The sequence below is a fragment of the Limnomicrobium aquaticum genome, from assembly GCF_040545545.1.
Classification (GTDB): Bacteria; Pseudomonadota; Alphaproteobacteria; order Rhizobiales; family Rhizobiaceae; genus Ensifer_A; species Ensifer_A aquaticum.
Genome location: NZ_JBEPMB010000001.1, coordinates 55902 through 79123, shown reverse-complemented (window position 1 = coordinate 79123; position 23222 = coordinate 55902). Strand labels below are relative to the sequence as shown.

The following is a 23222-nucleotide window of genomic DNA, read 5'->3' as shown; positions in this document are numbered from 1 at the left end:
TTTTCAATTCCCAACGACGTTCTGGAAGAGGAAGCCCGATGAAATTCCTGTCAGGACCGGCGCGCGCTCATAGGTGACGCCGTAGAGCCACGAACGAATATCGCCATCCCAACGCGGCTGCTCGACAAGGGGATATCCCTTCAGGGTGTAGGTGTAGCCGAAAGACGGCTGCTCTGCGGCGGGGTCCTGCACGGGAACATAGGCCAGAACAGCCGAGTTCCCCCACGCTTCATGAAACGGCGCATCCTTGGCCGTGTCGTCGACATAAGTGGCTTTACCAACGGCCAGCTCGTCCAGACCGAAGAGGCCGGCAAGCATCTTCGTCGTGATCGAGTCCGCCGTTGTGTACTTGAACCGCTCCACGATCTTCGGATGGTTCTTCAGCGCCTTGAAGCCCTTGGTCTGGACCACCATACGATTGGGCTCAACGCCGCAGGTGGTGCGCACCTGGTCTTTTGCGGCATCGATATCGCCGATCGGATCACTGAGCGGAGACTCCCAGCAATCGGAACCGGTCAACAGGAGCTTGTTGTTGGTCGGATAGCTTGCAGGATTGGTTGCTAGCGCCGCCTGTTCGATTTCGGTTGTCAGCGAAAGCGTATTCATGACCGTATTGACGGCCCGCTTGCCCAGATCGATCCCCGGAACGGCCTCAGCTTCTTCCATATGTTCACGCGGAACCACGCCGTCCAGCGTGAACTGCGAAAGCGCATAGGGTTTTCCCTCATAGCCGAACTGTATGCGCATGACGTTCGCGCCCGGCGCGCGACGCGAATTGTAGTTGAAGAAACTTTCCCGGCCGAATTCGATGACCTTGCCGCCGCGCTGCAAGACATCGACAACCGGAAACAGGATGTGGCCGACGCGCTGGGCGTGCTGATAGCCCTGTGCGATCCCGGTCAGGATGGGATCGATTACGCGTGCGGATGCATTGTTCAGAATAGTCATGTTTTCCTCTAAGGTTGAAAGCTGGTTTTAAAGGCCGCTGGCGCGGTTTTCGGGCGCGGCGGGCTGTCCGGTGCCGGATTTTCCGGCGATCCCCGTTAGACCCGCGTTAGACTTGGCGTGTGGGCGTGTCCGACCGACTTCCAAAGGCCGGCGCGAACCAACTTTGACGAAACTCTCCAGAATTCGGGTAGTGAGCGAGACGCTGAGGTTCAGTTCCTTAGCCGCCGCCTCGATGGTGATTTCACCGTCCAGAACTTCGTTCAAAACCCTCTCGCGGTTCTGGACCTCTTCGGCAGAGAGTTTGTTGTGGCTGCGGTGGTGACGATCCCAGCGCAGAAAATTGCGGTTGCGGATACCGAGCGCGCCGTTGAGAACCCTGCGCACATGCCGCTGACTGACCTTCATGACCAGCGCGATTTCCGCTTGTGTCATGCCCGCGTTGTAGGCCTTCAGATATTCATCGTCGCGGTTATCCCGGCCGTTGGCGCGCGGAATGTAGATCAAGCCGGTGCCCACCTCTCGCACGAGATCGACGGCCAGATCGTAGCCGAGCACCTGCGCCAGGACGTGCGTTTCAGACATGCCTTCGGGTTTCGGAAAGGGTATTTCCAAGCCGCCAAGCTCCGTTTGAAGCGTCTTCAGGATATCATCACCAAAGGCATCCACGACAATTTCCGTGAATTGCCCCTTGGTTGAAATTGCATTCTGTGTTTTTGCCATCGCCAGCCGTTCCGCTCTCCAACGCCGCAATGACCGGACATTATGTCCTGTTTAAAAACCGGTCATACGGACCGAAGGTCCGGTCATGACGCCTGTTTGGGTCCTTGTGGGCGTCATCGGCACGAGTGCATGGCGGCGTGAGATGTTTGAACGGGCTCTCACGCCGTTGCCGTTCCAGCCGGAAGCTACATCTTCCGCCGCAATGGAGCGGCTTCCGGCTCGCGGCTGGCTATAGCGATGGCCAGCCGCCCCCCCCTTATCCTCCGAGAGAACGATATCTGGCAGAAGCCCAAAATTGGCTTCTGGCAAACGGCAAAAATTGCCACTTGGCAGATCGCAAAAATTTCGTTCTTCCAAAGCACAAAATCAGAAGCCAATTTTGGGCTTCTGATCCGACCCCTTGCACAATGGGCAAATCAGCGTTAGAAAATTGGCACGGGCGTAGAAACCCAATCAGCGGTGGTCAGTGCCACCAAGGACGGTGCGATAGATGGCGATCAGAAGGCAAAAATTGCCATCTGATTTTTCCAAGTCAATCCGCGCCTGAACGGCGCTTTTTTTATGTCCGGTTTCCGGGCATCGGTCGCGTATCCTGCAGACGCATTTTTTCGTTTGCACCGTTGCGACCGGGAGGGCGTGGCGTATGTCCAGGGCGAAAGCCTAAAGGCCCCGCTGCCGTCCGCTGACGGTTTCTAACTCCCGGTCTCTGCCGCGATGGTCGCGGCAGGCAACTAGCGCCTTAGAAAGCGCTCAGCGGAGACCGACATGCCGAAGAACGTCACCTATGAATTCGAGAACCTTTCCGACATCCTCGAAACGCTTCACAACACGACAGCATCCCTGAAGGGATTTTCCAATCTGCTGGATATCGCCTTGCATAATGGTGGCGGCGATCTTCAGGGTGATGCGTTCGGGATATGCAATATTCTGGACAACCTGATTTTCGATCTGGAGGAAATCGCTTCTGCGACACGTCTTGAATTTGATCGCGTCAAAGCCTCCGATCTGCGTCTACGCCCGCTCGAATATGCGGCAACTCGGTTCAAACTGCCCGTCGAGGACGTGGCAGATATCATCCTCATGGTCACGAACATTGATGTTGCAGCCCTTCAAAGGTCGAAGGACACAGCCCGCAAGTCCACCACGACGGTTGAAACCACGGAGATCGTCACCACCACCACCGTCGAAGATGTAGACATCGGGAGCATCGCCCAATCACTCAACCTGAAACAGGCAACCGTCGAGCGGGTGATACAGGAACTCGTTTCCGCGCATCCGAACTTGAGCATTCAAGCGCCCAAGTCTATGGCAGGTTGAGGTAGAGACATGGGCGATGACTACAGCCTTGACCTGACTGTTCATGTGCCCGCATCCGAATGGGCCTTCAATCAACGACGGCTTGCCTACCTCGAAACCCTGTTGCTTCGCATCGTGCGCGAACGCCACAAGATTCAGGAATGGTATGACGCGGGAGAACTGGCGGCGCTGCGGCTCCCCGGCCTCCCGCCGTCACGGGCTGGCATCACGCGAAAGGCGACCCTTGGCAACTGGCGGCGGGCCATCGCCAAATCCGGCACCGGCAGGCGCTACACCTATCACGTCGCCAGTCTGCCAGCTCGGACGTTTGACGCCATCATCGCGCGCATTCTCGATCTACCCGCAATGGTTGCGGAAACCGATAGGCTGTTTGATCTGCCGTCACCACCTTCCCCGCCTGCATCCGTACCGGAGAACACCGCGCCGGTATGGGTGCTTCCATTGATGCGACTCATGAAGGGAGAAGCCCAAGGCAATTTGGGCCGGGCATGGCAGGCGCTGCCCGATCACCTCCCGCGCGGCATGGCTCTGCCGACCGTTAAGGAAGCCGCCGAAATCCTCATCAATCTGGGGCTGGCGTGACCCGAAATATCAAGTGGCAATAATTGCCACTTGATCCCAGCGCCCCGATCAGAACGAAATTATTGCGTTCTGATCGGGGCTTTTTTACGTCCCACCTTGTCGCGCCTGCCCTGCTGAAGGCCACCCGCTTACCTGTTGAAATGATGTGCTATTTTTAAGGTGGGACGTTTTTAGCCAAGGTGGGACGTTTCGTCTCACCTTGATCTCTATCCGCTCGCCTGCCGAAAGCTGATTTCGGCCTGATTTCGCGGACTGCACATCATCCCTGCCAACGCCTCTAACGAATTTTCTTTCGACGGATCAATACGTTGCATTTTGCGCACCGGGTGCAAGAGGAATGCAATCAGAATGAGCGACTTTGTCCAGAAGATTGCGCGATTTTAGGCGCATTTTGACAGGCTTTTTGCATTTTGTCCGAGACATCGAAAACACTTCGAACGTCGATTTTTATTTTCGTCTCAACAACTTATGCGGAATAGCTAGTTTTTGTGCCGTGTCCAGAAGGTAACACCCCCCTACAGCCGGCATCGATCTGGCGGACCTTGGTCCTGTTGTCGATCGGCGATTGTCTTTTCAAATACCGTGCAAATCACCGAGCCGGGTCGATGAAAATGTAGGGGGGTGTTACCTTCTGGACAGCGACGATCAAAGCCGTTGAGCCCCGCGAAGCCTTATGAATCAACAGCTTGAGGACAGCCAAGCGCTAACGATGGTCGGGCAGAAAATGAAACAAACCCCGCCAAAGTGCAGAAAAATCGCGCAATCTTCTGGACAGATTCGCGCATTCTTCCTGCATTGTTCTGCCATCTCCGCTGACAGTCGCGCATTCTCGCAACGTTCTGAAAAATATGAGATTAAGAGCCCGAGTGTACGCAAGATCGAAGGCGTTCCGCCTCTTGTAGGCAGTCAAAGCGCTGCATCACGGGCCGCGCCGGACAAAATGAAGGTGGGACGAAACGTCCCACCTTAACAAAAATCGTCCCACCTTGCTCATAGCTCTGATTCTTAAGTGTTTTTCTTAACTTCTCCCACGTGGGACACGCTCTCAAGGTGGGACGTGGAAAAGCGCGAACATAGGCTGGGCAGACTCTCCAGTGACTTGCAAAGCAGTGCGTCAACCGCATAAATTGCGGCCTCTAGTGAAGAGGTGGGTATTCAATGAAAGTCAGAAATATAGCGGGGCTGTCCGCCCTGTGCCTGCTGGCAGCATGCCAGACATCATACACACAGATGACCTGGGAGCCGATTATCGCCAGTCCACCGCTGCCGGTAGAAATGGCGCTTGCTCGTTGTCAGATGGCTTCATCTTCCGTTGATCAGGGATACTTTGCCATGGGATCGGCGGAGTACGTAATGGGGGCTGGGATCGGAAACGCGATTGCAAATGATATGCGTCGAAACGACTTCGTCATCCAGTGCATGACGATGAGCGGATGGCGCGGTGTGCGACCAGGTGCGGGACCGGCACCGCATCCAACCAGGCCCTACAAGCTCGGCGGCAAGTTCCCGCCCACGCCGAAGCCTATGTGACAATTTATTGGCCTGCTCCGGGAGGCCTTTTTGCGTGCTTCGTTGACGCATTGTTCAGCTGTGGATTGCGGTGGATAACACTAAGGTCTGCAACTGTCTCTTGTAAGGCTTGCATATTTGTTCCACATTTGTTCACGTATTTTTTACGAGTTCATGAGGAAGTTATGCATAGACGTACCCTTCTAACCATTATGCTGGCCACCGCCGCCCCGGCCGGAGCCGCTGCAATTCCACGGTTGCACAGGGCACTCGACGAACTCGAGGCCGCAGTACATGGTGCGTTAGGGGATGTTCGACTTGACGTGGCAGTTCAGGAAGACGACCGACTGCCTTTGCTTATAAAAGTCCGGCGCGCTTGAGGTCAATTCGCAGGATGGCCAGAAGGTCATCTTGCAAATCTTGTGGCAATTTCTCAAAGCCGCTCAGCATCGTCGCCGATTTTCCCTTAACTGGACGTTCCTTTTCGAACATGGCTCCTCTGCCGGCGACAATCCAATTGGCATTCACATCTAGTGCTGTGACGTAAGCCGCAATCACATCCGAATCAGGAACCCGATCACCGCGTTCATAATTGGCAAGTGATCCCTTCGATATCCCCAAGCGCTGGCAAAAATCCTCTCTTGCCGGGTCTCCGAGGTGTGCCCGGATATCCCTAAGTCTTTGTCCTAAAGCGCTTTTTATTGTTTCCGGTTTTGCCAATACAGCTCCGCCATAAGCTACGATTGGGATTTACAAAATCCCAATCGTAGCTTATCAATGAAAGTGCGAACCGCGATTGCGCTTCGCACTTGTTCTCAAATGTCACCAAAAAAACGGGTGTTGCAGCACCCGTTTTTCAGCGGAGTAATCCCAATGAGTAAACAGCAACCGGTCATGGACTGGCAGGCCATCAAGGCCGAAGTCCACCGCCGCAGCATGACGCTGACCGAACTCGCGGTTCGTTGTGGTTTTCACAAATCCTTGCTGCGGAAACTGAACACCACGACGCACTATGAGGGGCAGGCTGCGCTTGCTGCCTTCATCGAACAGAAGCCCGAAAAGCTCTGGCCGAACCGTTACCCAAGAAGAAGCTCCGGCATCCTTGATACCGCGAAATACCCGCCGTTAGAAAGTCAAAAATCTAACGCGTCCACTGACATGCAGGTGGCTGCATGAGCGCTGTTTTGTCAGCTGGCCGGCCGGGTCATAACAAGCTGGAGAGCGAAATCAGCCTTTCGGTGGAAGGCGGTGCGGTATGACGGCCTCCATCCGCCGCCTTGCTGCTGAAATACTGGTGCGGGCCGCTATTCGAATTCAGGTTCCAAAGCCGACAGGTGGATACCGATTTGACGCTGTAATGCTCGTGCCTGGTCAACTGTCAGATCAAACCAGCACGCCGGTTGTTCGTCCGTCTTCTGCTCGATCACTAAAAATAGTCTTTCCGGGCGCGTCACGGCCTCAATCCGAACATCCGACAGGCCTCCGGCCCAGAACTTCTCTTTCGGCATGTCAGTCTCCCTCAAGTGAGCATCCGGTCAATCCGGTAGCGCAACCATAGACCGATTCAGGCCTTACGGTTCAACCCTTTGCCGCGTCGATCCGGTTTTGCGTCCGGCGCGGTCTCGCGGAGCCGCCCCACGCCCCCCTCGGGCGGCTCCGCAACGAACTTCCAGACTGTTTACAGGTTCCATGATGCCTAAGACGCAAAAAGCCACCATTTCCGTTCCCGCCAAGACTGACGTGCAGAGTGCACCGCTTGCGTGGATCGACGTTCCCGAAAATCGTGCCCGTTCCTTCGATCCCGACGAGGCCGCAGGTCTCGCATCGGTCATTGCCTCGGCCGGCCTTCTGCACCCCATCCGCGTTCGTGCTGTCGGCAACCGCTATAGCCTGGTTGCAGGCCGCAAGCGCCTTGAAGCCTGCCGCCTGCTAGGCTGGAATGCGATCCCGGTCACGATTTCCAACGCGACAACCAACGATGAGGCCCGTCTCGAAGAGGTTCTGGAGAACCTTGCTGGCTTTGATCTGAACAAGCTCGACCGCTGCCAGCATCTTTACGAGCTGAAGCAGGTCTATGAGCGCCTGCATCCAGAGGCGAAGCGCGGCGGTGACCGTAAGTCGGAAATCAAAACGCAAAAATTGCGTCTTGATACCGAAAGCGAAGAGGCTTTCGGATTTACCGCCGCAACCGCCGAGAAAATCGGTATGTCCCGCCGCGCTATCGAGCTGGCCGTGAAAATCTGGACAGACCTTTCCCCCGCCTCACGTCATCGCTGCCAAGGAACGTGGTTGGCCGACCATCAAGCCGGCCTGAAGCAGCTGGCGGAGCAAACGCCTGCCGATCAGGCGAAGGTTCTGGACCTGCTTTTCGCCACGCCACCGCGCGCGACGAACGTTCCCGACGCATTGACCATTCTTTCTAACGGCCGCGTCCTCACGCATGTCGAAAGGAAGGTCGCAGCGGTCAATGACACGCTGAGTAAGCTGCCCGCCCAGGTCGCCGCAACGGTGGCGTCAGCCCATGTTGATGCCCGCTTGGCCGAGTTGCAGAAGAGCATCGCCACCTTGAGCAAGTTCTTCGGCGGGCTGAAGGACGATGAGCTTGATACCGTCGTTTCCGAACATGAAGAGCGGATTATCGCCTCTCTCAAGCGCCGGGGTCGCATCTGACCATGAGCAAGCGCCGCGATCCTTACACACTGGACCTGTTGAGAGACTACCAACCCCCGGAAGTCGCGCCGGCATTCGAGCCGGAGGTGTCGAAGGGCGGAACGCTGGACGTGAAGATAGCACGCGTCCTCTCCGAGGCGATGGCGCGTAGCCGAAAGTCCCGGTCGCAGATCGCGGCCGACATGTCCGACTACCTCGGACAGAACGTCACGGAAAACATGCTCGATTGCTACGCGTCTGCAGCGCGGCGCGATCACAAGATCACGCTGGAACGATTCATTGCATTGCTGGACGCAACAGACTGCTACGAGTTGCTCGGTTTCGTCTGCGGGTTTTCCGGTTTCGTTGCCGTACCCGAGAGGTATGCAGAAGTCATCCAGCTTTGGCAGACAGAAGAGCGCCTTGCAGAGCTTGAGCGCAAGCGGGCGACCCTGCGCGGCCGCGTCGGGGGGCTCCTGAAATGACCTACCTGTCCGCTGCTGAGATCGCAGAAGCCGGCGAGCGCCTCAAAATTGAGGCTATGCCGTGGAGTAAGCGCCGTGTTCAAGACCGCATAGATCGGGAAGGCTGGCTTGCCAGTCCGTTAGCCAGAAAGCGTTCCGGCAAACAAGGCGGCGGCGGCTTCGAATACCATATTTCGCTCCTGCCCAACGAGCTGCAATCGGCGATCCATGCCGAGGCGACCCGTGAGCTTGTGGTGGTCAGCCAGCAGGCGAAGAAAACGCAGGAAATCGTTCGCCGGGAGAAGCTATCGACGGCGAACCTGACGGCGCGGCAGCGCGACGTGATGAATGCCCGCTCTGCGATCCTGTCGGCCATCGACATGTATCAGGTTTCTAACGGGCTTTCGCAGCGTCAGGCCATTCAGGCTTTCGTTGCCGCGCCGGAAGCGCTCGATGTTTTCTCTTCAGTCATTGCCGTGGCAAATGACCGTGCATCCGGCAAAACGACTGTTGGTCGGGCGACGATTTACGAGTGGTTCAAGCTGCGCGATACGGTTGGCGTGGGCGCGCTTGCTCCGCTGCCGACCAAGGAAAAGCAGGATGTCCCGTCGTGGTTCTGGCAGTTCCTGCGCTTCTACGCTCAGCCGCAAAAGCCATGCCTGACTGACGCCCTTGAGAAATTCAAGGGTGCTCTACCGGCGCATATCATGCCCCCGAACTACGATCAGGTGCGCCGCCTTATGGCTCGCCTCGGCAATGTGGAGAAGCATCGCGGTCGTGAAGGCTCGCTTACGCTGAAAAGCCGGATGGCCTACACCCTGCGATCGACCGACGAACTGTTGCCAGGATGCATTTACACGGCAGACGGCAAGACGTTCGACGCTGAGATTGCGCACCCGATCCACGGCCAGCCTTTCCGGCCGGAAATCACCAGCATCGTCGATGTGGCAACGCGCCGGTGCGTCGGCTTCTCCTTCGGTCTCGCTGAAAACACGATCGGTGTTGTCGATGCTCTCCGGTTCGCCTGCGAACACCATGGCATTCCCGCGATTTTCTACGTGGACCGTGGCCCCGGCTTCAAGAACGACGTTCTCGACAACCAGCTCACCGGCGTGACGGAACGGCTTGGCATCACGAAACTGCACTCCCTGCCTCAGAACTCGCAGGCGCGAGGCATCATCGAGCGGTTTAACGGCTCGGTTTGGAACTCGCTGGCGAAGGAATACGAAACCTATATCGGCGAGGAAATGGACCGGCAGGCGCGCCAGCGGTCATTCAAGGCGACGCGGAAGGATATCAAGCTCACCGGGACATCGAACCGGCTGCCGTCTTGGCAGGAATTTATGACGGCCTGTGTCAATGCCATCGCTTCCTATAACGCGAAGCCGCACTCGTCGCTGCCGGGCAAGATGTCGCCCAACCAGTATTGGGAATATCACGTTTCGACCGGCTTCGAGATCGTCCCGGTTCTGGAGCACGAAAAGAACGACCTGTTCCGCCCCTATGTCCGGCGCAAGGTCTCCCGCGCGATGGTCGAATGGCTGACCAACACGTATTTCCATATGGAACTGGAAGAGTTCCACGGCGAATACGTTCTTGTCGGCTACGACATCCACGACGCCAGCAAGGTTTGGGTCCGCGAGATCGATCGCCGCTCCGGTGAGGAGCAGATGGGCCGTCTGATCTGTGTTGCCGTCTTTGCAGGCAACGAAGAGCGTTACATTCCGCTCACGATGGAACGCGCCGCGCTCGAAAAGCGCGCCAATGCCCGTGCCCGCCGTCTCAACGATCATTTGGCCGAGGTCGAGGCCGAACTGTCAGTCGGTCGCTTCCTGGAAGCGTCCGCCCAGCCTGTCATGTCGCCGATCGACATCATGCCCGAGCCGACGCCGGCCGCGCCGATGCTTGTCGTCGATAATGATCAGGAGAATTTCAGACCGGCTTCCGGAGCCGTCGAGCCGCCCCGCAGGCGGACCTTTGCCAGTGATGTCGAACTGGCAGTGTGGGCGCTCGAAAATCCGGACCAGCTCACCAGTAACCACGTTCGCGTCTTGCGCGGGTGCCTTGAGCGCCCCGCCGCAATTGAACTCTTCAGACTGTCAGGCATCGACCTTGATGCGCTTCGAAACCTCATCAGGGCCGCTGCCTGACAGCAACACACACAAGGAAAATACGCATGAAAAATACCTTTGTCGAGACCAGCAACGTGAAGCGCTTCCTCACCGCCCTTTCTGCCCTTGAGCAGCGCGGCGCGCAGGAAGCTTGCCTAGCCGTTGTGGACGGCCTGCCGGGCCTTGGAAAGACGACGACGCTGAAGCAATGGGTTGCGCAGAATGGTGCGGTGTATCTGCGCGCGAAAAAGGAATGGTCGCCGTCTTGGTTCATGAACGAGCTGCTGGAAGAGTTGCGTGTCAACCAGCCCCCGCATTCGTTCCAGAAGAAGTTTCAGAAGGTGGTTCAGGAGCTGGCGTTGCGCAATGCCGGTGCTCAGATGGCGCGGCGCAATTTCGCGCTCGTGGTCGATGAGGCTGACCATATCAGCAAGAAGGAAACCATCCTCGAAACCGTCCGCGATATCTCGGACATCATCGAGCTTCCGGTCATTCTCGTCGGCATGGGCAAGGTCAACGACCATCTGACCCGGTTCCCCCAGGTCGCGTCACGCGTTAGCCAGAAGGTGCGTTTCGAGAAGGCCACGATTGATGATGTGCGCCTGCTGATCGAAAAGCGCTGCGAGGTCAAGGTTGCTCCGGATCTCGCCACGTTCGTTCTGAAGGTGTCGCAGGGCTTCAACCGCGAGGTTCTTGAGGCCATCGCGAATATCGAGCGCTTCGGCCTGCGCATGGACGCCGCCGATATCGGTGACCAGGGCGTGACCTTGGCTGACATGGCGGGCCAACCGATCGTCAACGATCGCCACACCAATCAGCCGATCTTCGTTCCGGAGCAATACTGATGGGCGAGGCGGTTCAGCAGGGCTATCTGCCCACGACAATCATGACCAGCCTGAAAGATGGCGCTTGCCAGACGATCGACGAACTCGTGGTGGGCCTTGAGCTGACACGGCGGCAGGTTTCTGACGGCGCGGCAAAGCTCATCTTTCGTGGCCTCCTGGAGCGGGTCGAAACCGGCTGCTACCAGCTCACGGCGGCCGGACTGGACGCGGCCAGAGCCGGAGAAGTCATCAAGCCGGGGCCTTGGCGTCCCGACACAGTGACGATCCGCAAGCCGTTGCCGGACACGTTCCGGCAGCGCCTTTGGACTGCCATGCGCATGTCCAACACCTTCACGATCGGCGAAGTAGCCATGATCGCCGCACGCGAGGGTGATCAAAACCCCGAGAATAATGCGGCGTGGTACCTGCGTCATCTACGCTCGGCCGGTTATGTGGCGGAACTTCCGGTTCGCCAGCAGGGCACACGGCTGACCTCTAACGGCTTCAAGCGCTACCGACTGTTGATGGATACCGGCTCTAACGCGCCGGTCTATCGCCCGAAAAACCGGACGCTCTTCGATTTCAACACCGGGGAGGCCGTCCCATGCGTCAAGCCAACCTGATGGCGCTCGCCGATCCCGCATGGATCGACGTGCTGCGTGCCGAGGCCGCGAAAGATGGTCGCTCCAAGCAGGCAATTGCGGACGAACTCGGCATTTCCAGAACGGCTGTCTCGCTTCTCTGTGCCGGGAAATACACGGCCAGGATGGACAAGGTGTCTGCGAAGATCGCGCCGAAGGTCATGGCGCTCTACTCGCAACAGGTCTGGTGCCCGCACTTACGGGCTCCGATCGGGCAGAGCGTGTGCACGGAACATCATTCCGCGCCGATGACGATGAGCGACCCCGACCGGCTCAAGCAATGGGCTGCCTGCCGGGGTTGCTCGCAAAACCCCGAAAACCAGAAAACCGGAGAATGCGATGCTGTCTGACGCCATCAAGCAGATGCGTGAGCGGTTGCGCGATACCGCAAGCGTAGAGGACCCGAAGGGTGTTCTTCTAACGCTGCGCGCGTTCGAACTGGAAGCCCGGAACATGGAAGAGCGGATTTTCTGCCTCACCGGCCGGCCTCACGTCGCGCTTGATGGCGAGCTGATGTCGTCTCCCTCCATTTCACCCGATCCCCTCAAGAAAGACCACGCCAATGGTTAGAACATCGACCTATCTCAGGATGCTCCGCGTCAAGTTTGATGCGCATAAGGAGCTTGGCTTCAGCATCATGCCCCACGACCTCACGGACATCTGTGAGTTCCTGAAGATCTGTGAAGATCAGTGCACGGAAATGGAAGCTCGGTTGGCTGGAATGCCTCTGCCCGCCGGCGGCGACACGAATCCCAAAAGCAACATCGTTTCGCTCGCCCAATTTGTCGCTCGTCGCAGCGGCGAACTCTTCCCCAATCCCACCGACAACACCTGAAACCGAGGAAACTGAAACATGGATACCGTTACCAACGAAGTGCCGCAGAACGCCGAAATCATCGAAATGGGCGGGAAGCAATTCATGATCAACGCCAAGGGCGACCACATCGCCCTCGCCAATGTCAAAGCGGCGGACAAGTTGCAGGATGAAACCGTTCGCAAGATCATCGGCTATGCGGTTGAGCTAAACGCCCAGATCAACCGCTTCCGCAGCCACACCATGCTTGACCTCGGTGCCTTCGACGCCCTGTTGGCACAGGAATATGGCACCAAGATTGGCGGGAAAAAGGGAAACCGCACCTATCAGACTTTTGACGGCCTGATGAAGGTCGAGGTGAAGGTTGCCGATCAAATCGACTTCGGTCCCGAATTGCAGATCGCCAAGAGCCTGCTCGACGAATGCATGACCGAATGGACCGCGGATAGCCGGCCGGAAATTCAGTCGATCATCACGCGGGCCTTCAACACGGATAGGGAGGGGCAGATCAACCGCTCCGAACTGTTCATGCTGCTTCGTCTCGACATCGAGGACGAACGCTGGCTGCGGGCCATGGATGCGATCCGCAATTCGATCCGGGTGACCGGCTCGAAAGAGTACGTCCGCTTTTACCGCCGCGCTTCGATCAACGATCAGTTTCAGGCGATTACGATCGATCTGGCAAAGGCAGGTGCGTGATGAGCAACCTCACCAATATCATCACCACGATTGAACAACGCTCTGCCGTTATCGAAGCTGCCTACAAGGCCTCTGGAAAGCTCATCTACGACCGCGTGAAAGACCGGGAAGATAGCTATCGCATCCTCATGGAAGATTTGGCGCGCGAATATCGCGCCAACCACAAATCTGGGAACACCCACGTCCTGACGATGTCGGGTATCCGGGTGAGCTGCACGAGCGGCATTTCCGGTCTCGTCCATGCTTGGCTTGGCAAGGCCCGCGTCCAGGTGCAGCGGGAAATGGCAGGTGCAGCATGAGGGGTGGGCTTGAAGCGGGCTATGCTGCCGAAATGAACATTCGTGCCGGGCAGCTCGTCCAGCACAATGTCACCGGCCGCTTTGGCCGCGTGCACTCAGATGCTGATGAGGACGCGCGTTTCGTGCGCGTCCTGTTTCAGGGCGATCGCCGCACCTCGCGGTGCCGGCCTGAAGAGCTGGAGCCGACCCATGGATGATCGGTCCAGCGATCACGCCTACAGCAAGGGCTATGCCCTGCGGACCCCGCGCGGGACCATCCTGCCGCATACCTTCCGCCGCACGCCGGCGGAAGCAGTCGCCACGATTTTCGGCGATGACGAAGGCCTTTGGGACTCGGCGCGTCTCGAAGGCATGAGCTGCGACCTCGTCTATGCGCGGGTGTTTATTCCTCGCTTTTTCCCTTCGGTCGCGCCGAAGTCGGAAGAAACGGCGGGTGCCCAATGAGGGAACTTCAGCTCACAGACGAAAAGAAGTCCGGCTCATCGGCCATGGCCGGCCCTATGGAAGCCACTCAGGCGCTTGCCTGCATCATCCTTTGGAACTCCGGCCATTTCGACACGCTCGATATCTCCAACCTTATCCACGTGCGCGAGGACGCTGTCTATCGGACGCTCCACGCCGCGCGCGCCGTTCAAAAGGAAGGTGTGCAGTGAAATTCAATGGAAAATCAGTAGTCGTCGAATGGCCAACCCTGACGACGGGTGGGTACGACGTACACTTCCCCTTTGATGTCGTTTGGAACGGATACCGGCGTGCTGCACGCATTGCACTCAAGCGTGTCAATGTTGAAATCACGTTTCTTCAGCTGAAGAAGGGACTTCTTTCCCTGTTGAAAGCAGCGTGCGCAAAGGTAGGGGCTAGCACCCTCGGATTTGATGCCGTCCTTCAGGACGTAAGCGAACGAGTGAGGGGAGATTTCCTTCATGATGTAATTGGCGGCCTCCGCGCGAAAGCGATCCAATTCCGCGCGTTCCTGATCGAACGCAAGCTTCTCCTGCTTCAGCTCGATGAGCATATCCAAGAGCTTCAGTTGCGTTTGCTTCAGGAGCAGCATGCCCTCCAGTGCCTCGGAGAGTTCCTGGTTGACCCCGGCCAAGTCAGTGCCCGCGCCAGATTTGTCGCCCTTAATAGCTTCCTTGACCGCCTTATAGGTCTTGGCAATTCCGTCGATGGTTGCGGTGGTGCCCTGCAAGAGCGCGATACCTTCAGCAATGTTCATATTTGCCCCCTAACGATTCGTCGGGATCATCATAACCCGATGACCAAGGGCTTTGCCGGGGACATTAAGTCCGATTGCGAGGGCGCGCGATGAACGCCACCGCCATCATCAACATCGCCAAGAGCCAGCTCGAACTTGAAGAGGAGGTCTATCGCGCCCTCCTGGTCCGCGTCACGGGTGTCGCATCCCTTCGGGAAATGACTGAAAAGCAGCATCTCGCGGTCATCAAGGAAATGGAGCGGCTGGGGTTCAAGAAGACGGCCGGGGCGAAGAAGGCACTGCCGGCTTCGACGAAACCATACATCCGCATGGTTCACGCGCTTTGGAAGTCCTGCCATCGCAAGGGCGTCATACAGGATGGCTCTCGCAAGGCCTTGCGGTCCTTCGTTAAGGAACGCGCTGGCGTTGACGATCCGGACTTCATGACCTTCGCCCAGGCCGACCCGATCATCAGCGCCCTGAAAGCCATGGAGGCCCGTGGCAAATGACCCGCCGCAACCGCCAGTCTCACCGCACGATCGTGCGCTTGCCTCTCGAAGCCTTGACCATACTCGCGCCGTCGATCACACCACTGCATCGTGCCATGATCAGCGACGGGTTCGCCCTTCAGGGCTCTTCGTCGATACATCGTTCGCCACACGGCACCATGACGGCGCGTCTTGTCTACCGTCCATCGCCCCGTGCGAGCACGGTTCAAAGCATCGTGATCACCGTTCGAAACATCGTTCTCGACAGCCAGGCGCTGCCGGAGCCAGAAACCGTGCGGGCATTCTGAAGCATGGTCTCTAACGTTTCCATCGCTGCATTGCCCTTGAGCCTTCAGGAGATGGCCGACACCCTCGGTGTTGCCATCGTCCTGAAGCTCATTTCGGCCTATGGCGGCACGGAAATCGCCTTCCCGAAAAATCCCGATGAAAGCCATCCGATCTTGCTCGCTCTTGGCAACGAGGACGGAAAGGCGCTATGTGACTATCTCGCGGGCCAATTGATTTATGTCCCGCATATGCGTCCTCGGAAGTCCGCACGCGCCGACGTGCTGGCGCTTCAGAGCGAGGGCAAGGAGCGCCGGGAGATCGCCCGCGCGCTCGGAATTTCGCAGCGGCATGTTCGCCGCGTTGCGAACCGGACTGAAAATCCTGATCAAATAAAGCTGTTCGACGACTGACCGGACCAGTTGTCCGGAAGATCAGCCAACCGAGCTAGCATAGGTTGCCCCAAACAACGGGGTGACACATGACTTTTGCACAATGGCTGATTTCGCGTCTGCGCACGCATGGCGCTTACATGGGCAAGATGGACGATGCGGAGGGGCGCGCCGTCATCGAAGCGCTTCAGCGTTTCCAGCAGGCGAAGGGCCTGCCAGTCACAGGAAAGGCCGATCAGGCGACGGTTGACGCATTGCGCGCCGATCCCAAGTCCGACAGCAACATCGTCACGATCCTTCCGCAGAAGGTGCCGGCCGAACCGATCTGGATGCGCGAGGCGCGCCGGTTCATGGGTCTGAAGGAAGTCGCAGGGTCCGCTTCGAACCCGACGATTATCGGTTGGGCCAAGCGTCTCGGCGGCTGGGTTGCCGGCTTCTACACCAACGACGACATTCCGTGGTGTGGCCTTTTCGTCAGCAACGTCCTTGCTACGACCCTGCCCAAGGAGTTCCTGCCCACCAACCCTCTCGGCGCGCTCAACTGGCGTACGTTCGGCAGCGAGGTATCTCCCGCGCCCGGTGCGATCCTTGTGTTTGCCCGTGAGGGCGGCGGTCACGTCGGCTTCTATGTCGGCGAGGACCAGACGCATTTCCACGTGCTGGGCGGCAACCAGTCCAACATGGTTTCGATCACGCGCGTGGACAAGAGCCGTCTCGTGACCGGCGGTGTCCGCTGGCCGAAAACCGGCGAAGCGCCTGTCGGTGGTCGTGTCCTGCTTTCGCCGTCCGGCGCACCTGTCTCCAAGAGCGAGGTTTGAGGCCCATGAAGCCGACCTATAGCACCACGAAAGCGCATCTTTCCGCCTCCGCCGTCATGGCATGGGTGGTTATCTTGGCCCTGACGGCCGGAGCGATCTACGGCAAAGAGCAGGCCGTGACGTTCGGCTTGATGGCCGTGCCGACCATGGCCAGCATGCTCTGCGCCATGCTCGGGCTGCATCGCCACTATGGCTCGAAGGATTTCGCCGTTGCCCAGGCGCGCGGCGATGATCCGACGTTGGCGTTGCCGCCGACCACCGATTCCGACGTTTCCGATCAGCCGCCCCCGCCAGTCCCGCCGGCGGCTCCGCGTTCCAGTGGCGGGTTCGTTGCTCGATGATCCCCGAAACTATGACGAAGGCGATCATTGCTCTCCTTATTTTCGCAACGCTGGTCCTCGGAACGGCGTTCTTCGCGTACCGGGCTATCGACAAAGTCGGCGACATAATCGAGGCCGCGCGAAAGCAGGAACGGGAAAGCCGCGATTACTTCTGGACGGGGCAAGTCGAGAAATCCAACGCCCTTGCCGCGCAGGCCGAGGCGGACCAGGCCAAGGATGCCCTGCGCCTCAATTCGGAAGCGGCAAACACAATTGCCGATCTCCGCGCCCAACTCTCCACCCTGAAGGCTCAGAATGCGAAACTTCCTAACGGCAGTGCTATTGGTCTCGACCGTGCTCGCGTCCGGTTGCTCCCGGACTGACGAAAACCCGCCCGTCGTTCGAACGGTTGCGGTCAAATCTACCCTTCCGCCCGAAGCCCGCGAACCGTGCCCGGCGAACTCGCCGAAGCCGGATCGCGATATGCCGCGTGCGGAAGTCTTCGACCATTGGGCCGCCGATCGGACGGCCCGAAACGTTTGTGAGGCGCGCCGCGAGGCCGCTGTCGCAGCCGTCGATGCAGCATCCCCGCAGGAAAGGCAGAACACGAAGTGACTGGCCCCGAAACCATCTTCGGTCTGAAGGTCGCCACCCTGATTTCGTCAGGGCTGGCGGCTGTCATCACCGTTATTCTCGACTGGCGAAGCCATGATTGGCTAACGGCTGTCGGGTCCATCATCGCAGGCGTCTTCGTCGCGACCGTAGCAACTGACCTGACGCTTGATGTGCTTGGGGTCTCCGAGAACCCCGGTTCCTGGGGATACGCAATTGCCGCGACCTACGGGATCGCCGGCCGCAATCTCATCCTGTGGATCAAGACGGCATCGAGCAACCCGCCGCGCCTCGTCCGCGATCTGCTCGGTCTTGGTAAGGGGAACGCTAAAGATGGCGAATGATATGGACGTTCGCCGCAAGGCCCGCTCGGATTACGTCTATCGCCGCATGACGCAAGCGACGATCGCGATGACGCTCGGCATTTCCCAGGCCACTTTCGGACGCTGGAAAAAGGCTTCTAAGGAAAACGGTGACGATTGGGATATAGCCCGCTCGGCCTCGCTGATGGCCGGTGAAGGCATCGAAACTGTCGTGTCGTCGGTGGTCGAAGACTTCATGATCATGGCGCAGTCGTTGCTTGATGAGATCAAGAACGGCGAGCTGGGGCTTGACCAGAAGGTGAAACACCTGGTCGCACTGGCGGATGCCATGACCAAGATGACGGCCAGCGCCGGCAAGCTCGCTCCGAAGATCTCGGAATTGGGTGTTGCCCAGGATGTCATGCAGTATCTCGTCGAGTTCGTGCGTGAGAACTTCCCGCAGCATATCGCGGCGATCCTCGAAATCATCGAGCCCTTCGGCGAACAACTGGCACGTCGTTACGGATCATGAAGCGCCCCAATCTGAAGGCCAATGTCAGCGCGAAGGACTTCAAGGACAATCTCGCCAAGATGGCGGAAGATTTGTCCAGGTGGGTTGAGCTATCTGTTTCGGCGTTTCCAGCCGATCCGAAGGCCAGGGCAGAACGGCTGCGAAAGCTCGATGATCCGGAGACTGGTTTCCAGTTCTTCATGGAAACCTATCTGCCCCACTATGTTCGCGGTGAACACAGCCTTTTCCACCGGGAGATTTTCAGGCGCTGCCCGGAAATCCTCGCCAGTGCCAAGGGTGTCCGCGACCTTTTCGTTGCGCCCCGCGGCTCGTCAAAGTCCACGCATCTTTCGCTCGGCTTTGCGCTCTTCTGCACTGTGAAGGCTCTCAAGCGATATATTCTGGAAGTGACCGATGTCTACGAGCAGTCGGCGCTCCTGGTTGAGGCCATCAAGGCCGAGCTGACGACGAATCCGCGCATCTCGTATGACTTCCCGGATGTCTTCGGTGCGGGCCGTGTCTGGCGCGAAGGCGAGATCGTCACCCGCAATAATATCCGGATCGAGGGCCTGGGCGCAGCCAAGAAGATTCGCGGCCGGCGTCATGGTCCTTATCGTCCTGACCTCATGTTCTTCGACGATCTGGAAAATGACGAGGCCGTGCGTTCGCCCGAGCAGCGCAAGAAGCTTGAGAACTGGATCAACCGCGCGGCGCTGAAGGTTGGCCCGCCCGATGGCTCGATGGATGTCATCTGGGTCGGCACCGTCCTGCACTATGATGCTGTCCTGGTCCGCGCGTCGAAGTCGCCAGTCTGGAGAACGACAGAGTTTCAGGCAATCGTCAAATGGCCGGATCGCATGGACCTTTGGGACGCCTTTGAAGAGGTTTACCGGAACGACGGCGAAGATGCTGCTCGCGCCTTCTATGCGGCCAAGAAGATCGAGATGGACGCGGGCGCGGTGGTTAACTGGCCGGCCGTCCAGCCGCTCATCTTCCTCATGCTGGAGCGCGCCGGCGATCATGACAGCTTTGCATGCGAGTATCAGAACAAGCCGATTTCCGAGGCGAGCCCCTTCAAGGAACTGACGTTCTGGACGCTGCGCATTCCGGACCTCATACATTTCGGGGCCATCGATCCGTCGTTAGGAAAGAAGGGGCATGGCCGCGATCCATCGGCGATCCTTATCGGTGGGTTCAATCGCCTGCATGGCACGATGGATGTCCTTGAGGCATCCATCCGCCGACGTCTGCCAGACATCATCATTTCCGACACCATTGCCTTGCAGCGCCAATATCGCTGCCTTCTCTGGTTTGTCGAAAACATCCAGTTTCAGGAGTTCTTGCGAACGACGCTTATGGCGACGGCTGCAAAGCAGGGAGTGGGGATTTCCGCCATTCCCGTGACGCCCAGCGCTGACAAGAACTTGCGTATCGAGCGCCTTCAGCCGCCGATCGCGGCGGGCTTGATCCGTCTCAACCCCACCCAACAAACCCTGATCGACCAGCTTCAGCAATGGCCCGATGCCGACCACGACGACGGGCCGGACTGTCTCGACATGCTCTGGCAACACGCACTGTTTTACGCGGGCGGCGGCTCGGCAGGTCAGGGCAACCAAATCATGACCGCGTCGTATTCTGACGATGGCGGCTCGGCAGGCTATGGAGACTATCGCCTATGACCGCGACCACGGACACAAAGACCGAAGAGCCGCGCAAGAACATGCCGGCGTCTGCCGCGACGCTGATCGCGGATGCCAAGAACGACATCACGATCCCGTATTACAGCGGCGCGCTGCTGCACCAGGACGATACGCTTATCCAGCGCGGCGGCGGCAAGGGTCTGAAGATCTATGATGAGATTGAGCGCGACACGCATGCTTTCGCTATGCTGCAGAAGCGCAAGAAGACCCTGCTTGCCCGTGAGTGGCAGATCAAGGCGGCGTCTGATAGCCCGCGCGATATCGCGGCCGCAGACTTCTGCCGGGAGGCGCTGAAGGCGCTTCCCTTCGACAGCATCTGCGAAGGGCTGCTCGACGCGACGCTGAAGGGCTATGCGGTCTCGGAAATCGTGTGGCAGCGATCCGGCAATCGCATCGTCCCGGAAAAGATCGTCAGCCATGACCAGCGCCGTTTTGCCTTCGACGAAACTTGGCGCCCTCGGCTGCTGACCTGGACGAATATGCGCGACGGGATCGAGCTGCCCGAGCGGAAGTTCATTGTCCACCGCTTCGGCGTCAAGGGAAACAACCCTTATGGCCTTGGTCTCGGAACCAGGCTCTTCTGGCCTGTCCTCTTTAAGCGCGAGGGCATCACCTTCTGGCTGCACTTCCTCGAAAAGTTTGCAAGCCCGACTGTTATGGGCATGACGCCTTACGGAACGCTGAATGATGAGCAGGTCAAGCTTCTCAATACGCTTCGCCAGTTGCGTAGCAGCTCGGCGATCACAGTTCCGATCGGCACCGACATCAAGTTCCTTGAGGCGGCGCGCGGCGGGACGGTGCATTACCAGGACTTCTTGGCCTATTGGGACAAGCAGATTTCCATCACCGTGACCGGCGAAACGCTAACGACCGATATCGGAAATGTTGGCTCAAGGGCTGCTGCCCAGACGCATGAGGAAATGCTTGCGCTTCTGGTAGACAGTGACGCTGACCTGTTGTCAGACACCTTGAAGGCGCAGCTGCTGACATGGCTCGTGGACTACAACTATCCGGGTGCCGGCGTTCCGGATATTTGGCGGGTGCGCGCCAAGAACGAAAAGGCTGAGGCCGAAGTCGGTGAGGCGAAGGCCAAGGCGGCGACGGCCGTCAATGATGCGCTCCTGGGCGTACTTGCCACGGCCGGGCAGATTGACGACGATGACTTCGCCCGCGAATACATCACGTCGTTCGGCCTGACGGATCATCTTTCCAACACCGCCATTGATCGACTGGTTGAGGCTCGCTTTGCCTTCATGGATGGCGGGAAGCGCGGGCGCGATCTCCGCCAGATGGCGGACAACAATCCGGTCTTTGCCGCTCTCTTCTCCGAGCCACGTAAAAAAAAACTCCGGCTTAATGAACATGTCTGCTTCGCCACGCGAGATCCTCGCGCGGTCGGACTTGCAGATCAGCTCGAAGAGGCGACGGGAAATCACTTCGATCGGCGCATCGACGCGGTTAAGCATGCGCTCGATGAGGCCGCCGATCTCCCGGCCGCAGCCCGTGCCATTCTGGAACTCGGCGCGAAGTGGTCGCCGATCGCGCTCGGCAATGTCATCGGTGATGCGCTCCAGCTCGCCGGCCTTCAGGGTCGGGAAGCCGTGTTTCTCGATTCTGAACCGGGAGCGAGTTTCGCCCAGGTAGATGCGTTCAATCAGCCCTTCAAAGAGCAGATCGATTTCTTCAGCCAGAAGCGCGGAAAGCCGACGAACGCGTGGACCGACGCCATGCGTGGCGTTCATGACCGGCGCTTTGTTGTCGCCGGCGCGACCGATCTCGACATGCTGTCGGATTTCCAGACGGTCATTGCCAAGGCGATCGAAGACGGTACCACGTTGGACCGGTTCCGCCAGGACTTCGATCAGATCGTTGCCAGATATGGTTGGAGCTACAAGGGCGAGCGCGGCTGGCGGACTCGAGTCATTTTCGAGACAAACATTCGCACCTCTTATATGGCAGGCCGGCTGAAGCAGATGCTTGACCCGGATGTGGTCAAGCTTCGTCCGTTCTGGGAATATCGGGAAGGCGAGACGCGCACGCCCATGACGCCGCGCCCGCTGCACCTAGCATGGCACGGCAAGGTCCTCCGCTATGATGATCCCTGGTGGATCAGCCATTACCCTCCGAACGACTGGCTTTGCTCTTGTGGTGTCCGGACGCTGTCGTTAGCCGATCTTCAGCGGCTTGGTAAGGACGGCCCCGACGAGGCGCCAGATGATGGGACGCGACCCTTCGTTGATCCTGTCACGGGCAAACTTATAGAGATCCCCGCCGGCGTCGGGTATGGCTGGGATTACATGCCGGGTGCGCAATGGGAAGCTGGCCTTGTGCCGTCCGCACTTATGCAAGAGGGGGCACCATCCTTCGGCAATCCTCGCCATGCCGTCGAAATAGACACTCCGGAACCGATCGACGACCTGGTCAAGAATGCGAAGCTGTTCAAGTCCACGCCCATGCAGGAAGGTTTGAAGCCGGAAGATTACGTGGATGCCTTCTTGCAGGCATTCGGCGCAAAGCGTGGTGAAGCGGTGCTCTTCACTGACGTTGCCGGCGACGTGATCCCGATTTCGGATCAACTGTTCAAGGATGCGCAAGGTCAGATGAAGGTGATGAAGCGCGGGCGGAATATTCTAACGCCGCTGATGGCTGAAACGCTCCTGGACCCGGACGAAATCTGGATTGGGGTCGCAAGCAAGTCCGATCCCATCAATCCCGATGTCGAAGAGCTGATCGTTGACCGCAGGTATATTCGTGTTGACCCGCGAAACGGCATTCAGGTCGTCTTCGAGATCGGACAACGGTTCTGGGAGGCTGTCACCTCTTACAACCCGACCACCAAGAAAGGGGAGCCGGATTTCAAGGCGATCGATAAGCGCCGTGGCGGAAAGCTGCTCTACAAGCGGCCGACAAAATAAAAAAGGCCGGGAATGATCCGGCCTCTATGCCAGGGAGCTACCTGGACCATCATCGGTCATCGCGTGCCTGACATGTCCAGATATAAGGTTTGAGAGAGGAGTTG

32 protein-coding genes are annotated in these 23222 nt (G+C 58.4%); 27 read left to right on the top strand and 5 right to left on the bottom strand.

The annotated features are described in order from the left end of the window. Positions 1-3 precede the first annotated feature (3 nt). A complete protein-coding gene (locus ABID16_RS00435; RefSeq protein WP_354554053.1) occupies positions 4-948 on the bottom strand; it encodes a major capsid protein in 945 nt (314 codons plus the stop codon). Positions 949-975: 27 nt separating this feature from the next. Continuing rightward, on the bottom strand, positions 976-1668 hold the full coding sequence (locus ABID16_RS00430) for a hypothetical protein (RefSeq protein ID WP_354554051.1): 693 nt from the start codon (positions 1666-1668) through the stop codon (positions 976-978). Between the two features lie 765 nt (positions 1669-2433). Between ABID16_RS00430 and ABID16_RS00425 the strand changes: the two genes are divergently transcribed. The 3 genes from ABID16_RS00425 (at position 2434) to ABID16_RS00415 (ending at position 5097) form a co-directional block, all read left to right on the top strand. Next, positions 2434-2985, top strand: coding sequence for a hypothetical protein (locus ABID16_RS00425; protein WP_354554049.1), 552 nt, complete (start codon positions 2434-2436; stop codon positions 2983-2985). A 9-nt stretch (positions 2986-2994) separates the two neighbouring features. Further along, on the top strand, positions 2995-3567 hold the full coding sequence (locus ABID16_RS00420; protein ID WP_354554047.1) for a DNA-binding protein: 573 nt from the start codon (positions 2995-2997) through the stop codon (positions 3565-3567). Between the two features lie 1158 nt (positions 3568-4725). Beyond that, positions 4726-5097, top strand: coding sequence for a hypothetical protein (locus tag ABID16_RS00415; RefSeq protein WP_354554045.1), 372 nt, complete (start codon positions 4726-4728; stop codon positions 5095-5097). A 336-nt stretch (positions 5098-5433) separates the two neighbouring features. On the opposite strand, the gene ABID16_RS00410 is transcribed toward ABID16_RS00415, so the two are convergent. Then, on the bottom strand, positions 5434-5796 hold the full coding sequence (locus ABID16_RS00410) for a helix-turn-helix domain-containing protein (protein ID WP_354554042.1): 363 nt from the start codon (positions 5794-5796) through the stop codon (positions 5434-5436). A 153-nt stretch (positions 5797-5949) separates the two neighbouring features. Between ABID16_RS00410 and ABID16_RS00405 the strand changes: the two genes are divergently transcribed. After that, positions 5950-6252 (top strand): helix-turn-helix domain-containing protein, encoded by a 303-nt coding sequence (locus tag ABID16_RS00405; protein ID WP_354554040.1) that lies wholly within the window; start codon positions 5950-5952, stop codon positions 6250-6252. Positions 6253-6380: 128 nt separating this feature from the next. On the opposite strand, the gene ABID16_RS00400 is transcribed toward ABID16_RS00405, so the two are convergent. Beyond that, entirely contained in the window at positions 6381-6584 is a 204-nt protein-coding gene (locus tag ABID16_RS00400; RefSeq protein ID WP_354554038.1) for a hypothetical protein, read from the bottom strand. A 181-nt stretch (positions 6585-6765) separates the two neighbouring features. Here ABID16_RS00400 and ABID16_RS00395 point away from each other — a divergent pair, with 181 nt between their 5' ends. From ABID16_RS00395 to ABID16_RS00335, 13 genes are read left to right on the top strand one after another with little or no spacing between them, the layout of a single operon-like run. Further along, complete coding sequence (locus ABID16_RS00395; RefSeq protein ID WP_354554036.1) at positions 6766-7746, top strand: ParB/RepB/Spo0J family partition protein; 981 nt, start codon at positions 6766-6768, stop codon at positions 7744-7746. Between the two features lie 2 nt (positions 7747-7748). Then, positions 7749-8210, top strand: a complete 462-nt coding sequence (locus ABID16_RS00390) for a hypothetical protein (RefSeq protein WP_354554034.1) — start codon at positions 7749-7751, stop codon at positions 8208-8210. Then, complete coding sequence (locus ABID16_RS00385; RefSeq protein WP_354554032.1) at positions 8207-10339, top strand: Mu transposase C-terminal domain-containing protein; 2133 nt, start codon at positions 8207-8209, stop codon at positions 10337-10339. Before ABID16_RS00390 ends, ABID16_RS00385 begins: the two co-directional genes overlap by 4 nt. Before the next feature lie 26 nt (positions 10340-10365). Continuing rightward, complete coding sequence (locus tag ABID16_RS00380; RefSeq protein WP_354554029.1) at positions 10366-11145, top strand: AAA family ATPase; 780 nt, start codon at positions 10366-10368, stop codon at positions 11143-11145. Continuing rightward, entirely contained in the window at positions 11145-11747 is a 603-nt protein-coding gene (locus ABID16_RS00375) for a hypothetical protein (protein WP_354554027.1), read from the top strand. Before ABID16_RS00380 ends, ABID16_RS00375 begins: the two co-directional genes overlap by 1 nt. Continuing rightward, on the top strand, positions 11729-12115 hold the full coding sequence (locus ABID16_RS00370) for a helix-turn-helix domain-containing protein (RefSeq protein WP_354554024.1): 387 nt from the start codon (positions 11729-11731) through the stop codon (positions 12113-12115). The genes ABID16_RS00375 and ABID16_RS00370 overlap by 19 nt, the downstream gene beginning before the upstream one ends. Further along, positions 12105-12335, top strand: coding sequence for a hypothetical protein (locus ABID16_RS00365; RefSeq protein WP_354554022.1), 231 nt, complete (start codon positions 12105-12107; stop codon positions 12333-12335). The genes ABID16_RS00370 and ABID16_RS00365 overlap by 11 nt, the downstream gene beginning before the upstream one ends. Next, positions 12328-12600, top strand: a complete 273-nt coding sequence (locus ABID16_RS00360; RefSeq protein WP_354554020.1) for a hypothetical protein — start codon at positions 12328-12330, stop codon at positions 12598-12600. The genes ABID16_RS00365 and ABID16_RS00360 overlap by 8 nt, the downstream gene beginning before the upstream one ends. Positions 12601-12618: 18 nt before the next feature. Next, positions 12619-13278, top strand: a complete 660-nt coding sequence (locus ABID16_RS00355; protein ID WP_354554018.1) for a DUF3164 family protein — start codon at positions 12619-12621, stop codon at positions 13276-13278. Continuing rightward, on the top strand, positions 13278-13577 hold the full coding sequence (locus ABID16_RS00350; protein ID WP_354554016.1) for a hypothetical protein: 300 nt from the start codon (positions 13278-13280) through the stop codon (positions 13575-13577). Before ABID16_RS00355 ends, ABID16_RS00350 begins: the two co-directional genes overlap by 1 nt. Continuing rightward, complete coding sequence (locus tag ABID16_RS00345; protein ID WP_354554014.1) at positions 13574-13774, top strand: hypothetical protein; 201 nt, start codon at positions 13574-13576, stop codon at positions 13772-13774. Before ABID16_RS00350 ends, ABID16_RS00345 begins: the two co-directional genes overlap by 4 nt. Next, on the top strand, positions 13767-14021 hold the full coding sequence (locus ABID16_RS00340; RefSeq protein ID WP_354554012.1) for a hypothetical protein: 255 nt from the start codon (positions 13767-13769) through the stop codon (positions 14019-14021). Before ABID16_RS00345 ends, ABID16_RS00340 begins: the two co-directional genes overlap by 8 nt. Next, positions 14018-14230: a hypothetical protein gene (locus ABID16_RS00335; protein WP_354554010.1), complete on the top strand. Its 213-nt coding sequence runs from the start codon at positions 14018-14020 to the stop codon at positions 14228-14230. The genes ABID16_RS00340 and ABID16_RS00335 overlap by 4 nt, the downstream gene beginning before the upstream one ends. Before the next feature lie 14 nt (positions 14231-14244). Here the strand turns inward: ABID16_RS00335 and ABID16_RS00330 are convergent, their stop codons facing one another. Next, entirely contained in the window at positions 14245-14796 is a 552-nt protein-coding gene (locus tag ABID16_RS00330) for a hypothetical protein (RefSeq protein WP_354554008.1), read from the bottom strand. Between the two features lie 89 nt (positions 14797-14885). Here ABID16_RS00330 and ABID16_RS00325 point away from each other — a divergent pair, with 89 nt between their 5' ends. From ABID16_RS00325 to ABID16_RS00280, 10 genes are all read left to right on the top strand, one after another. Further along, positions 14886-15284: a phage protein GemA/Gp16 family protein gene (locus tag ABID16_RS00325; RefSeq protein ID WP_354554005.1), complete on the top strand. Its 399-nt coding sequence runs from the start codon at positions 14886-14888 to the stop codon at positions 15282-15284. After that, positions 15281-15571, top strand: coding sequence for a hypothetical protein (locus ABID16_RS00320; RefSeq protein ID WP_354554002.1), 291 nt, complete (start codon positions 15281-15283; stop codon positions 15569-15571). The genes ABID16_RS00325 and ABID16_RS00320 overlap by 4 nt, the downstream gene beginning before the upstream one ends. Positions 15572-15574: 3 nt before the next feature. Further along, complete coding sequence (locus tag ABID16_RS00315; RefSeq protein WP_354554000.1) at positions 15575-15961, top strand: helix-turn-helix domain-containing protein; 387 nt, start codon at positions 15575-15577, stop codon at positions 15959-15961. Between the two features lie 68 nt (positions 15962-16029). After that, positions 16030-16758 carry a TIGR02594 family protein gene (locus tag ABID16_RS00310; RefSeq protein WP_354553996.1) on the top strand — a complete coding sequence of 243 codons (729 nt, stop codon included), beginning with the start codon at positions 16030-16032 and terminating at the stop codon, positions 16756-16758. 5 nt (positions 16759-16763) lie between these two features. Continuing rightward, entirely contained in the window at positions 16764-17099 is a 336-nt protein-coding gene (locus ABID16_RS00305; RefSeq protein ID WP_354553992.1) for an NAD(P)+ transhydrogenase beta chain, read from the top strand. A gap of 11 nt (positions 17100-17110) precedes the next feature. Next, positions 17111-17461, top strand: a complete 351-nt coding sequence (locus ABID16_RS00300) for a hypothetical protein (protein WP_354553989.1) — start codon at positions 17111-17113, stop codon at positions 17459-17461. A gap of 228 nt (positions 17462-17689) precedes the next feature. Next, entirely contained in the window at positions 17690-18034 is a 345-nt protein-coding gene (locus ABID16_RS00295; RefSeq protein WP_354553985.1) for a hypothetical protein, read from the top strand. Next, positions 18024-18524, top strand: a complete 501-nt coding sequence (locus ABID16_RS00290) for a DUF1804 family protein (protein ID WP_354553981.1) — start codon at positions 18024-18026, stop codon at positions 18522-18524. Before ABID16_RS00295 ends, ABID16_RS00290 begins: the two co-directional genes overlap by 11 nt. After that, a complete protein-coding gene (gene terL, locus ABID16_RS00285) occupies positions 18521-20182 on the top strand; it encodes a phage terminase large subunit (protein WP_354553978.1) in 1662 nt (553 codons plus the stop codon). The genes ABID16_RS00290 and terL overlap by 4 nt, the downstream gene beginning before the upstream one ends. Then, complete coding sequence (locus tag ABID16_RS00280) at positions 20179-23118, top strand: phage portal protein family protein (protein WP_354553975.1); 2940 nt, start codon at positions 20179-20181, stop codon at positions 23116-23118. The genes terL and ABID16_RS00280 overlap by 4 nt, the downstream gene beginning before the upstream one ends. The last annotated feature ends 104 nt before the right edge of the window (positions 23119-23222 follow it).